Annotated in this window: 11 protein-coding genes; 5 read left to right on the top strand and 6 right to left on the bottom strand. The window is 62.3% G+C overall.

All coding sequences use genetic code 11. The features are described 5' to 3' along the window. The coding region (locus VFE81_RS17305; protein ID WP_325045770.1) for an MMPL family transporter at positions 1-1,879 on the bottom strand (1,879 nt) is incomplete at its 3' end. Between the two features lie 214 nt (positions 1,880-2,093). Between VFE81_RS17305 and VFE81_RS17300 the strand changes: the two genes are divergently transcribed. Next, positions 2,094-2,699, top strand: a complete 606-nt coding sequence (locus tag VFE81_RS17300; RefSeq protein WP_325045769.1) for an ABC transporter substrate-binding protein — start codon at positions 2,094-2,096, stop codon at positions 2,697-2,699. A 122-nt stretch (positions 2,700-2,821) separates the two neighbouring features. Here the strand turns inward: VFE81_RS17300 and hpnH are convergent, their stop codons facing one another. Both hpnH and ispH read right to left on the bottom strand, forming a co-directional pair. Continuing rightward, positions 2,822-3,982 carry an adenosyl-hopene transferase HpnH gene (gene hpnH / locus VFE81_RS17295; protein ID WP_325045768.1) on the bottom strand — a complete coding sequence of 387 codons (1,161 nt, stop codon included), beginning with the start codon at positions 3,980-3,982 and terminating at the stop codon, positions 2,822-2,824. Between the two features lie 10 nt (positions 3,983-3,992). Continuing rightward, positions 3,993-4,937: a 4-hydroxy-3-methylbut-2-enyl diphosphate reductase gene (ispH, locus tag VFE81_RS17290; protein WP_325045767.1), complete on the bottom strand. Its 945-nt coding sequence runs from the start codon at positions 4,935-4,937 to the stop codon at positions 3,993-3,995. Between the two features lie 404 nt (positions 4,938-5,341). Here ispH and hpnC point away from each other — a divergent pair, with 404 nt between their 5' ends. Next, the gene (gene hpnC, locus VFE81_RS17285) at positions 5,342-6,208 is read left to right on the top strand and encodes a squalene synthase HpnC (RefSeq protein WP_325045766.1); all 867 of its coding nucleotides are present in this window, start codon (positions 5,342-5,344) and stop codon (positions 6,206-6,208) included. Then, positions 6,208-7,380, top strand: coding sequence for a glycosyltransferase (locus VFE81_RS17280; RefSeq protein ID WP_325045765.1), 1,173 nt, complete (start codon positions 6,208-6,210; stop codon positions 7,378-7,380). Before hpnC ends, VFE81_RS17280 begins: the two co-directional genes overlap by 1 nt. 89 nt (positions 7,381-7,469) lie before the next feature. Here the strand turns inward: VFE81_RS17280 and VFE81_RS17275 are convergent, their stop codons facing one another. After that, positions 7,470-8,042: a hypothetical protein gene (locus VFE81_RS17275; RefSeq protein WP_325045764.1), complete on the bottom strand. Its 573-nt coding sequence runs from the start codon at positions 8,040-8,042 to the stop codon at positions 7,470-7,472. Between the two features lie 243 nt (positions 8,043-8,285). Next, complete coding sequence (hpnA, locus tag VFE81_RS17270) at positions 8,286-9,296, bottom strand: hopanoid-associated sugar epimerase (protein ID WP_325045763.1); 1,011 nt, start codon at positions 9,294-9,296, stop codon at positions 8,286-8,288. 173 nt (positions 9,297-9,469) lie between these two features. On the opposite strand from hpnA, the gene VFE81_RS17265 reads away from it, so the two are divergent. After that, a complete protein-coding gene (locus VFE81_RS17265) occupies positions 9,470-9,763 on the top strand; it encodes an acylphosphatase (RefSeq protein ID WP_012428825.1) in 294 nt (97 codons plus the stop codon). A 127-nt stretch (positions 9,764-9,890) separates the two neighbouring features. On the opposite strand, the gene egtD is transcribed toward VFE81_RS17265, so the two are convergent. Further along, complete coding sequence (gene egtD / locus VFE81_RS17260) at positions 9,891-10,874, bottom strand: L-histidine N(alpha)-methyltransferase (protein ID WP_325045762.1); 984 nt, start codon at positions 10,872-10,874, stop codon at positions 9,891-9,893. 573 nt (positions 10,875-11,447) lie between these two features. Here egtD and rarD point away from each other — a divergent pair. Next, positions 11,448-12,286 (top strand): EamA family transporter RarD (gene rarD / locus VFE81_RS17255; protein WP_325045761.1); only part of this gene is annotated, 839 nt, incomplete at its 3' end.

The raw sequence follows: 12,286 nt of genomic DNA, 5'->3' as shown, positions 1-12,286 counted from the left end.
ACATCGCGGTTTCGGCGCGGTCGCGCGTGGCGGCGTCGGCGGCAGCCAGCTTTTGCAGCGTCGCGGACAGATGCCTGGCTTCGGCGGCACCCGGGCCCGGGTGGTCGTCAGCGGCGAGCGAGAGCTGGTTCGACGCGCGCTTCAACGCGGCGACGCGCACCGCGTCCGTGGCTTGAGGCGAGGGCTTCTGCTGCAGCGCGGGCAACAGCTGCTGTGCGGCGCTTGCAACAAGCATCATCTTTTGTTGCTGCTCGGTCGGAACGAAGGTGTCCAGCGTGGTAACGCGGCCCACTTCCGGCAGCGTGCGCAGATGTGCGGCCTTCTGGTCCGCATCGGCAAGCGTGGGTGCCAGCACGTGCACGTTGTTGACCGCCGCTTCCGGCGAGTCCTTCAGCGACACCAGCGTCGCCATCGATTCCGTATGCGGGTCCTTCAGATGCAGCGGATTGAAGTCGAAACGCAAATGCGTGAGTAACGGCGTAGCGCCAATCACGACGATGAGCGTTCCGATCAGCACCGGCTTGCGGTGATGGTCGAGGAAATCGTCGACGGGCGCGAGCTGTTTGAAGCCGGGCGACACGGCTTCGATCGGCGGATTGAAGAGTTTCAGGAGCGCCGGCAGCAGCGTCATGTTGGTGAAGTACGCGACGAACATGCCGACGCCGGCGATCTCGCCCAATTCCGACACGCCGCGGTAAGCCGTCGGCAGGAACGAGAAGAAGCTCAGCGCGACCGCCACGGCAGCGAGCGTCAGCGGCACGCCGATGCTGTGCGCGGTGTGCATGAGGGCGGCGGAAAGACGGTCGTCGCGATTACGTTCCTCACGATATTTGACGCCGAACTGTACGCCGAAATCGACCCCGAGCCCCACGAACAGCACCATGAAGGCGACCGAAATCATGTTGAGCGCGCCGACCAGCAGCAGGCCGAGCGCCGCGGTGATCGCGAGTCCGACGAACAGCGTGATGAACACGGCGAGGATCATGCGGCCCGAACGCAGCGCCAGCCACAGAATGACCAGCACGACAATGAAGGTGCCGATACCGTTGAGCACGGCGCCGTCCTTGACCGACGCGAATTCTTCGTCCGCGAGAGGCTGTTCGCCGGTCAGGCGGACGGTGGCGCCATAGCGCGTATCGAGGTGCAGCGACGCGGCGGTGTCACGGATCGCTTTCGATGCCGTTGCGCCGGGCTCCAGCGCGTCGTAGTTCACGACCGGCTGCACCGTGACGAAGGCGCGCGCCGGATCCGTAGCAGCGCTCCTGTCGACCAGCGCGCGCCACGAGAACGCCGCCGGCTGGCCGGCCAGCACGCGATCGAACGTGGTTGCGCTTTGCGACAGCAGATGGCTCATGTCGGCCAGCTTCACCTGACCCAGCTGAAGCGGCAGCAACAGACTCGTGGTGAGCGTGCCGGCGAGGCCGGTCAGGCTCGGATCATGCGCGAGCGCATTGACGAGCGGGCGCGACTGGACGAGCTGCGAGGTGGTCGACATCACCTCATCGGTCGACGGGAACAACAGACCATTGTGTTCGAAGAACGGGCCGCCGGCGGGCTGCGAGACCGCGACGAACTCCTTCGGATCGGCTTTGAGCGCGGCCGTCAAGGCACTGGCGGCGGCGTCGGCAAACTCCGGGGCGCGGGCTTCGACCACCACCAGCACGGTTTGACCGCGATCCGGGAAGGCCTTATCCATGGCGTTTTCGAGCGACGACCATTGCTTGTCGGTCTCGATGAGCTTGCTGATATCGGTGTTGATTTTGAAGTTGTGGGCAACGTAGAAGCCGCTCAAAACGGCGAGCACAAGCGACAGGGCGATGATCCATAACGGATGGCGCACCGAATAGGCGACGAGACGGACAATAGATGACTTCAGCATGTAGGCGGGGGTGGCCTTATCACGGACGGTGTTTTTGACGAAAGTGCACAAGTATACAGAGCCGGAGCAACTCGGCTCCACTTCGGCAGCAAGGACGGCTCCCGGGCGGCGCGGCAGGGGGCGGGAACGCAATATCGGTATACTGAGTCTATCCAGCTTTCGCCGCGGGCTCATGAGTTCGTCGGCGCTTACTTCTTGGGGTTTTGGCGAGCGTATGAAACGTTATCTGTCTGCTTTTCTGGCTGCGGCCGTGGTGTCCACTGCGGCGTACGCACAAAGCGCGCCCGATGCGCTGGTGAAGAGTGCCGTCGAAGGCACGGTTACCGCGATGAAGGCCGATCCACAGGCGCGCGGCGGCGATATGGCGAAGATTACCGAGCTGGTTCAGACGCGATTTGTGCCGGCTACCGATTTTCAGCGGACCACGCGGATCGCCGTAGGGAAGGCATGGAGTACGGCGACCCCCGAGCAGCAGAAGCAGCTGTATGAGCAGTTTACGCTGCTGCTGGTGCGCACGTACGCCTCGTCGCTGTCGCAGTTGCGCGATCAGGATGTGAAATTCAAGTTTTTGCCGGTCAACGTGCCGGCCGGCGCCAAGGACGTAGTCGTGCAGTCACACGTGATCAGCAACGGCGGGGACGATGCGATCGATTACCGGCTGACTAAAGGCGCATCCGGCTGGAAGATTTACGACATCAACATGATGGGTGCCTGGCTGATTCAGGTTTATCAGACGCAGTTTGCCGATCAGCTTTCCAAAGGCGGCGTGGATGGGCTGATCAAGTTCCTGACTGCGCATAACGCACGAAGCGCAGGCTGAAGTAACGCAAAAAAGAGAAAGCACAAAAAAGAAAAAGCGCGGTGGCAATCAGGCCACCGCGCTTTTTTTCTACAAAACATGCTCATCATGGGGCGGACAAAATCGCCCCAATGACCGACAGCTTAGTGTGCGGAAGCTGAAGCAGCCGTCTGCACCTTCTTGCCCTTACCCGTGCGCCCAATCTCTTCGAGCTTGATCTCGACGTGACGCGAGAACACGTACTCGGCGGGACGCTGCTTGTCCAAAGGAATATCCTTGGTGAAGGCACCGGAAGTCTTCGGGCCGCGCAGGCTGACCTTCAAAGCCTTCAACGGGTGCGCCACCGTATCCATCACGGCAGTCGCTTCGAAGCCGCAGTGCACCATGCAGTCCGCGCACTTCTCATAGTTACCCGTACCGTAGTTGTCCCACTCCGTGGTGTCCATCAGTTCCTTGAAGGTCTTCACGTAACCTTCGCCGACCAGATAGCACGGCTTCTGCCAGCCGAACACCGTACGCGCCGGGTTGCCCCAAGGCGTGCACTCGTACGTCTGATTGCCGGCGAGGAAGTCCAGGAACATGGCGGACTGGCTGAACGACCAGTTCTTGCCATTGTTGCCGCGCTTGAAAATTTCGCGGAACAGATGCTTGGTCTTGTCGCGGTTCAGGAAGTGCTGCTGATCCGGCGCGCGCTCATAGGCATAACCCGGCGAGACGGTGATGCCGTCCACACCCATCGGGCCGAGCGTGTCGAAGAATGCAGCCACGCGTTCCGGCACTGCGTCGTTGAACAACGTGCAGTTGATGTTCACACGGAAACCACGGCGCTTCGCTTCCTTGATCGCGGCGACTGCCTTGACGTACACGCCTTCCTGCGACACCGAGTGATCGTGCGCCTGTTCGTCGCCGTCCAGGTGAACTGACCAGACGAAGTACGGATTCGGCTCGTAGTCGTCCATCTTCTTTTCCATCAGCAGCGCATTCGTGCACAGGTACACGAACTTCTTGCGCGCGATGATGCCCTTCACGATCTGCGGCATTTCCTTGTGCAGCAGCGGCTCACCGCCTGCAATCGAAACGACCGGTGCGCCGCATTCGTCGACTGCGCCAAGGCATTCTTCGAGCGACAGACGCTGATTCAGGATGGGATCCGGATAATCGATCTTGCCGCAGCCATTGCAGGCAAGGTTGCAGCGGAACAGCGGCTCCAGCATCAACGCGAGCGGGTAGCGTTTGTTGCGCGAAAGGTGCTGACGCATGATGTATGCGCCGACCCGGACTTTCTGTAGCAGCGGAATAGACAAGACGTCCTCCTTAAACTTCGCGTGCAGCGAGTGGTTGCATCAGTTTCGATGGCAACTTGAATTCGACTTTCTCTTCACGGCCCGCCATCGTCGTGACATCGACAGGCCCCAATGCGCGCAGCGCATCGATTACGTTCTTCACCATCTCTTCCGGTGCCGAAGCACCGGCCGTGATGCCGACAGTCTGCACATTCGCAAACCACTCCGGCTTCACTTCCGAACCGTCGGCGACGAGATAACTCTTCACGCCGCTTTCACTGCCGATCTCGCGCAACCGGTTCGAGTTGGAACTGTTGGTTGCGCCAACCACCAGCAGCACGTCGACCTCTTTGCTCAGTTCGCGCACCGCAGCCTGACGGTTTTGCGTGGCGTAGCAGATGTCGCGCGTGTCGGGACCGACGATGTCGGTGAAACGGCGCAGCAAGGCGTCGATGATGCCACGTGTGTCGTCAACCGACAGCGTGGTCTGCGTGACGTACGCGAGCGGCGTATCGAGCGGCAGGTCCAGATGGGCGACCTCGGCTTCATTCTGCACCAGCAGCACCTTGCCGGGAATCTGGCCGATCGTGCCTTCCACTTCCGGATGGCCTGCGTGGCCGATCAGGATCAGGGTACGACCCGCAGCCACATACTGGCGCCCTTGCACGTGAACTTTGGTCACGAGCGGGCAGGTCGCGTCGAGCACGTCGAGGCCGCGCTGCTCCGCGTCGCGCTCGACGGTCTGCGCGACACCATGCGCGCTGAAAATCGCCACGGCGCCTTGCGGCACCTCATCGAGTTCTTCGACAAAGCGCGCACCTTTCTGGCGCAGATTGTCCACCACGTGGCGATTGTGAACAATCTCGTGGCGAACATACACGGGCGCGCCGTGCTGCTGTAACGCGCGATCGACGATCTCGATCGCACGAACAACACCCGCACAAAAGCCGCGGGGTTGAGCAAGGATGACTCGCATAAATTGGCGAACTCCGACTGACGCGGGTTTCGAAGAAGCCGGTAACTATGACTTTATCGCCGCGACCATCTATTTAGTTGACGTCTTGAGCCCCGGCGACGAGCCGGTACAGCAAAACCAAACGCGCATTCTAACGCTATCAGGCCGGCTTTGCTCTGGCGGGCCTGCCCAGGCGTCGGGCCGCCGCCGCGCCGCAGGCCTGCTGCCCGGCGCCGCATCCATGGCGCCGCATCCATGGCGCAGGCGGCAATGCGCGGGTCGTAACGCGCGGGTGGTAATGCGCAGGTGGTAATGCGCAGGTGGTAATGATTACGCGCTGCACCGGTTTGGCGGAACCCTTAAACTACGTGGTCCCGCGGCGCACGTTTGCGGCCGCATTACAGAATGGTTTCGAGGCTCGCTGGATGGACGTCGATCAATACGAAAATTTTCCGGTCGCGAGCGTGTTGCTGCCGAAGGCGCTGCGCGCGCCTATCGGCATTATCTATCAGGTTGTCCGCACTGCCGGCGACATTGCCGATGAAGGCGACTGGAGCCCGGCCGAGCGGCATGCCCGCCTCGCCGACTTCCGCGCCGGCCTCGACGCCGTAGCGCAGCGGCGCGCGGCGCCGGCGCACCCGCTCCTGTTCGGCAAGCTCGCGGGCGTGGTTGCACAGTATAAACTGCCGCTCGCGCCGTTCTACGATCTGCTCCACGCGTGCGGTCAGGACATCGACACCAACCGTTACGCGGACCGGGCCGCGCTGCTCGACTATTGCCGCCACTCGGCAAGCCCGCTCGGGCATCTGATGCTGCATCTGGTGAGCGCCGCCACGCCGGAGAATCTCGCCGACGCCGACGCGATCTGTACGGCCTCGCAACTGATCAGCTTCTGGCAGGACGTCGCCGCCGACTGGAAAAAAGACCGCGTGTATCTGCCGCTCGCGGATCTGCGGCGTTTCAACGTGACCGAGGCGCAGATCGCCAAGGGCGTCGTCGACGATGCGTGGGTCAAGCTGATGGCCTACGAGATTTCATTTGTCCGGGCCACGCTGGTACGCGGCGCGCCGCTCGCGTTGCGTATCCGCGGGCGCTTGGGTATCGAGTTGTGCGGCGCCATCCACGGTGGCCTGCGCATCCTCGAGCGGATCGAAAAGGCCGGCTACGACGTGTTTCGCGAGCGGCCGGTGCTCAACACTTTTGACTGGTGCGTCGTCGCGGTACGCACTGTGGTGATGCGCCTGTCGCGGCGCGTCGGCGTAGAAGCGGGTTCACTCGAGGGTAATGCTTAATGGTGGTGGTTCTGTTTCTTCTTTCGTGTCTTTCCCTGCTGATCTGGTGTGTGTTGCTGTTCGCGCGTGGCGGTTTCTGGCGGGCGCGTCCCGCTACGCCGCTCATGCTCGAACCGCGTGAAACCTGGCCAGCGGTCGCCGCCGTGGTGCCGGCACGCAATGAAGTCGATGTGATCGCCGAGGCGGTCACCACCTTGCTCGAGCAGGACTATCCGGGCGAATTTCACGTGATCGTCGTCGACGACCACAGCACCGACGGCACCGCCGCCGCCGCCCGCGCGGCCGCATTGCAACTGCAATGCCCGGATTGCCTGACGGTGCTGAGCGCGAAGCCGCTGCCGCCGGGCTGGTCGGGCAAGGTGTGGGCGCAGTCGCAAGGCATCGAGGCGGTGCGCACGCTTGGTCTGCCTGCAGACTTTCTGTTGCTTACCGACGCCGACATCGGCCATCCCGCGGACGCCGTCACGCAGCTCGTCGCGCGTGCGGATGCGGAAAAACGCGATCTCGTTTCGCTGATGGTCCGTCTGCGCTGCGATTCGTTCTGGGAGAAGGCGCTGATTCCGGCTTTCGTGTTCTTCTTCGCCAAGCTGTATCCGTTCTCGTGGGTCAATAACCCGCGCAACCGCACGGCGGCGGCGGCGGGTGGCTGCATGCTGGTCCGGCGCAGCGCGCTCGAAGAAGCGGGCGGTATCGAGTCGATTCGCGCCGAGCTGATCGACGATTGCAGCCTCGCCGCGCGCATCAAGCATCGCGGCACGGGGCGTCATGCGATCCGTCTGGACGTGGCGGCGCGCAGCGTGTCGCTGCGTCCGTACGATAGCTGGCGTGAGATCTGGAACATGATCGCGCGCACGGCCTTTACGCAGTTGCGTTACTCGCCGCTGCTGCTGGCGGGCACGCTGCTGGGCATGACGATCATTTACCTGATGCCGCCGGTAGCCGCGCTGGTGCTCGGTCCCCTGGGTTGGCCCGCATGGCTGGCGTGGGCGCTCATGTGCTGCGCTTATGCGCCGATGCTCAGCTACTACCGCCGTTCGCCGTTGTGGGCCCCGTTCCTGCCGCTGGTGGCGTTGTTCTATGTCGGCGCGACGTTTGCGTCGGCGGTGCGTTACTGGCGCGGTAAGGGCGGGCAATGGAAGGCGCGCGTGCAGGCGCCGGTGCAGGAGCGCTGAAACGCGCACGTCCAGATTCATCGGACGAAAAGAAAAGCGGCGCTCCCAGGCGCCGCTTTTTTTACATCGATCGTTGCTCGATCTTTCCATCAGCCCTTGGTGAGCATCATGTACATCTGGATCACCATGTCGGGCGAGAACGTGAACGGTACCCAGCCGTGGCCGGTGTGGCGCATGACCAGCAGACGGTCGCCATTCGATTGCTTCTGTACGGCCATGACGGGATTCTTCGTCGACACGAAGCGCCAGCCCGGCGGGATGCCCGGCGGCGGTTCCGGTGTCATCGAGGCGCGCGCGTTCGACAATTCCTCGATCAGTTGCCCGATCTGCTCAGCACGCAGCGCGACCGTCTGGCCGCCGATCGTCATCGTGATCTCGTTCTGCGCGGGGCGGTTGATTTCGAGCGTGGGCGGGACAGGTGCGACTGGTTCCGCGGCCGGCTCTTCCGCGACCACCGGCGTCTGTTCCGCTCCGGCTAGCGTGTCTTCAGTCTCGACGCGTTCCGCTTTCGATTCGGACGAGACGTGGTTTGCCACCGGCGCTTCGTGCGCTTGGGTCTCAGCGGGTGTCTCGGGGATGTTTTCGGCCTGCGGGGCCACGACAGCCTGGATGAGCTGATCGACGCCCGTTTCCAGCGCGCCGAGCTGTTCGTGAAGATTCATGCGAAGTTTCTCTGGTAAGACCTACGATTTTACCTGCTGCGCGTAGGCTTTTACCTGTCGCAAACAAAGTGACGTTGTAACAAAGTGCGTGCAGGCCACACCACGCCGTTCGGCGCGGCGTAGCTTGCGCGACCTGGGTGATGCCGCTTGCGCGTGCTAGCGCAGCGTAGCGTAGCCTGCCCGAGCTGGGTGATGCAGCCTACGCGGGACGGCGCTGCTTATCTTGCCCGCGTCAGGGCTCTATCAAGACTTTAAATACCCGGCTTCCCGGAACCAGTCGATCGCATCGCTCAAACCCTCGCGATAGGGTCGCGCGAGATAGCCAAGCTCGCGTTCCGCCTTTGCCGACGTGAAGTACATCTTGTTCTTCGACATCTTCAGACCGTCGACGGTGAGGAACGGTTCGCGCTTCGTGATCTTGGCGACGGCTTCGGCACCCATGGCGAGCGGATAGAGCGGCCAGCGCGGCAAAGTCAACGTTGGCGCCTTGCGGCCGGTCAGCGCGGCGATATCCGCGAGCATTTGTTGCAGCGGCAGATTTTCGCCGCCGAGAATGTAGCGCTCGCCGATCTTGCCGCGTTCGAGCGCCAGAAAATGGCCGGCGGCCACGTCATCCACGTGCACGAGGTTCAGCCCCGTATCGACGAACGCGGGGATCTTGCCGAGCGCCGCTTCGACGATGATGCGACCGGTCGGCGTCGGCTTGACGTCGCGCGGACCGATCGGCGTGGACGGATTGACGATCACGGCGGGCAGCCCGTCTTCGGCAATCATGCGCTCCACCGCGCGTTCGGCCAGCACCTTGCTGCGCTTATATACGCCGATCGCCTGGTCGGCTTTGAGCGGCGAAGTCTCGTCTGCGGACTGGCCGGAACGGGTGACTTTCAACGTCGCCACGCTGCTCGTATAGACGATGCGTTCGACGCCTTCCTTCAGCGCCGCGCGCATGGTTGCCTCGGTGCCTTCGAGATTCGAGCGCTCGATTTCGCTCGGATCCGGCGCCCACAAACGGTAGTCTGCCGCCACGTGCAGCAGGTAGCGCACGCCGCGCAGCGCGTTGCGCATCGACGCTTCGTCGCGCATATCGCCGACGACGATTTCCGCATCCAGCGCCTCGACGTTTTTGCGCGAACTGGTGGCGCGCACCAGCACGCGCACCTTGAAACCCTTCTGCTGCGCGATGCGCGCCACCGACGAGCCGACGAAGCCGGATGCGCCGGTCACGAGCACGAGGTCGCGATTCTGTTCGGTCATTCTCTTTCATTTCCTGCGTGACAGTCGACGGATTGTACGTGTCGCGCGTGCCGCGTGTCGCGCCGGGCTGCCCAGGCACGCAGGCGAACCCGGACGAATCGATGCGCCGCCGAGCATTCTCGCCGCGACGCGACTAGAATGCCGGCTTGAAAGTTTTGCGAAGAGAGGACGGCATGGCCCCGGATCTGGATCAGCGGATCGAAACGTATTACGTGCGAGTGCGCGGCACCGTGCAGGGCGTCGGCTTTCGCCACGCCACCGTGCGGCAGGCCCACGCGCTCGGTATCAAAGGTTGGGTGGCAAATCTCGACGACGGTTCCGTCGAAGCTATGTTGCAGGGCTCGGCCAACCAGGTCGACCGGATGCTGTCGTGGCTGCGTCACGGGCCGCCGGCGGCGCGCGTGACTGAAGTGGCCGGCGAAGAGCGCGCGACCGAAAAGCGTTATGAGCGTTTCGAGCAGCACTGAGTAAGTGGACTTCGAGCAAAAAAGGCGGCGCGCCATCTTATCGATGGCGCGCCGCCCTGCAGTTTGCGTGTCCTGTTTGTCGGCCGAATGGGCCGATAACGTTTGGCGCCTCAGGCGCCTAAAGCGCCTATCGCGCCACCAGCAAGCTTTCAGCGAACCCCCATCCATCTTCGATCCACTGATGGCTGCACACGAAGCCCGCATCGTCGGCGATCGCGGGCATCTCGTCAGCGCGATATTTGTGGCTGCTCTCGGTCCAGATCGTTTCGCCTGCCTTGAGCGAGACGATCAACTGCGCGGCGCCCACGTGCGCGGTGACATCGCGTTTCGCACGCAGATGCATTTCGATGCTGCGCGCGTCCGGATTGAAGCGCGCGATGTGCTCGAACGCATCGAGCGGAAAATCACCGTCGAGCTCGCGATTGATGCGCGCCAGCAGATTCAGATTGAACGATGCGGTCACGCCGATCGCATCGTCGTAAGCGGCCACGAGCACCGGTGTCGGCTTGATCAGGTCCGTGCCAAGCAGCAACGCGTCGCCGGGTGCGAGCATATTGCGGATATCGCGCAGGAAGCGCGTCGCCGCGAGTCTGCCGAAATTACCGATCGTACTGCCAAGAAACAGTACGAGTAGCCGTTCGTCCGCCGCGCGGTTCTTGCTCACTTCGGCGAGTCCGGCCAGGTAATCGCGTTCATAACCGACGATCGAAATCCGCTCGATGTCGCCGAGTTCACGCCTGCATAACTGCAACGCGCTGCGCGAAATTTCAATCGGGAAGTAAGAAGTGGGGCGCTTTTTACACAGTGCTTCCAGAATGCGCCGCGTTTTGCGACCGCTGCCGCTGCCCAGTTCGGCGACGGTCACGTCGTGCGGCAGGTGTGCGACGATGTCCGCCGCGTGCTTCGTGAGCAGGTTCTCCTCGGCGCGCGTCACGCCGTATTCGGGCAGTACCGTGATCACTTCGAAGAGCGCGGAGCCTACTTCGTCATACAGATACTTCGAGGGCAGTTCTTTCTGCGGCGTGTGCGTGAGTCCGGCGCGAACGTCGGCGGCGAAGGTTGCGCGTAGCAGATCGGGCGATGCGTCGTGCGATAGGGCTGGCTGGGTCATGCTGGCTCCAGTAGTCACATTCGATGAGCAGGATTGCTGGCCGGGTGACGGCAGGCGCAATGAAATGCAGTTGCTGCGTGCCGCGGGAAAGAAGGGCTGGCTCGGTCCGCTTGGACTGCCTGTGCCGGCCCGGCTAATTGATGTTGCAGTTGACGGTCGCGACGGCGGTCCAAGGTGTCTCGGATCACGTTGCAAATCGTGTCGCCAGACTTCGTAGCAAGATTCGAGCTTGAGCAGGTGCGCGAGAAGTTGCTGGTATGGAAGCCGCGGATTCACCTGTCGCGCGTGAAGTTATGTTCTAGTGCATCAGCGCGCGATGCGCACGGGAAAAATTGCTGCTTACTGCAAGGAACGCGCGGGCACGTTGGCGGGGAACCCGTCTAGAATGCCCGCTTGCATCGCCTATCGAAGATAAAAATGCAGCGCTTGATCCGCACTGCCTGTTTGAGAGACTTCACTTCTAATGACAACAACTCGAGGCGTGCAGCCGTATGCTGCGCCGCACACACCCGCATCTGAATCAGTTCGAGCATCTGTACCGTATGCCGAAGCCACTGCGCCACGGGTCGCGCAATGAACCAGTATGACCCAAAGCGCGGTATCGCGTTGTCGGTCGGCGCGTCGGCGATGTTTGCTTTACTGTCCGCTTACGCCAAGCTGCTTGCGCCGTTGAGCGGTCTCGACATTTTCGCGTGGCGTATCGTGTGGACCGTACCCGGGGCGCTATTGCTGATCGTGTTGCGCAAACGCCTGCCGATTCTCCGGCAACTTCTTTACCGCATGGTGACGGAGCCGAAGCTCGGCGTGGCGATGGTTGTCAGCGCGGTGTTGCTGGGCGCGCAGTTGTGGGTGTTTCTCTGGGCGCCGCTGCATGGGCGCATGCTTGAAGTTTCGCTCGGTTATTTTCTGCTGCCGATGGCGATGGTGCTGGTGGGGCGCTTCTACTATCACGAGCGCCTCGACGGCTTGCAGTGGCTAGCGGTTATCTGTGCAGCTTTGGGCGTTGGGCACGAACTGTGGATGACGGGCGCGTTTTCGTGGCCGACCGTGCTGGTCGCACTCGGCTATCCGCCGTATTTCGTGCTGCGCCGCAAAATCAACCAGGATTCGCTGGCGATGTTCACGGTAGAAATGGCGCTGCTGATGCCGGCGGCGGCTGTGTTCATCGCCATCGGCGGTTCGCTGACCATGATCGGCGGGCGTATCGACATGTGGTGTTTGTTGTTGCCGGGGCTCGGCGCGCTCAGCACGATTGCGCTGGCTTCGTATCTTAAGGCGAGCCGTTTATTGCCGGTCGCATTGTTCGGCATTCTCGGCTATGTCGAGCCGGTGCTGCTGGTGCTGGTCTCGATCACGTTGCTTGGCGAGGTGCTCAGCGCCTCGCAGTTAGCCACGTATATTCCGATCTGGAT

The organism is Paraburkholderia sp. (assembly GCF_035656215.1).
Taxonomy (GTDB): Bacteria; Pseudomonadota; Gammaproteobacteria; order Burkholderiales; family Burkholderiaceae; genus Paraburkholderia.
This window is presented reverse-complemented; position numbering and strand designations above follow the sequence as displayed.

Excerpts from the sequence above, each read along its gene's own strand:
- VFE81_RS17275 (WP_325045764.1), bottom strand. The coding sequence starts at position 8,042 with ATGAATCTTCACGAACAGCTCGGCGCGCTGGAAACGGGCGTCGATCAG.
- ispH (WP_325045767.1), bottom strand. The coding sequence starts at position 4,937 with ATGCGAGTCATCCTTGCTCAACCCCGCGGCTTTTGTGCGGGTGTTGTT.
- hpnA (WP_325045763.1), bottom strand. The coding sequence starts at position 9,296 with ATGACCGAACAGAATCGCGACCTCGTGCTCGTGACCGGCGCATCCGGC.
- egtD (WP_325045762.1), bottom strand. The coding sequence starts at position 10,874 with ATGACCCAGCCAGCCCTATCGCACGACGCATCGCCCGATCTGCTACGC.
- VFE81_RS17300 (WP_325045769.1), top strand. The coding sequence starts at position 2,094 with ATGAAACGTTATCTGTCTGCTTTTCTGGCTGCGGCCGTGGTGTCCACT.
- VFE81_RS17265 (WP_012428825.1), top strand. The coding sequence starts at position 9,470 with ATGGCCCCGGATCTGGATCAGCGGATCGAAACGTATTACGTGCGAGTG.
- VFE81_RS17280 (WP_325045765.1), top strand. The coding sequence starts at position 6,208 with ATGGTGGTGGTTCTGTTTCTTCTTTCGTGTCTTTCCCTGCTGATCTGG.
- hpnC (WP_325045766.1), top strand. The coding sequence starts at position 5,342 with ATGGACGTCGATCAATACGAAAATTTTCCGGTCGCGAGCGTGTTGCTG.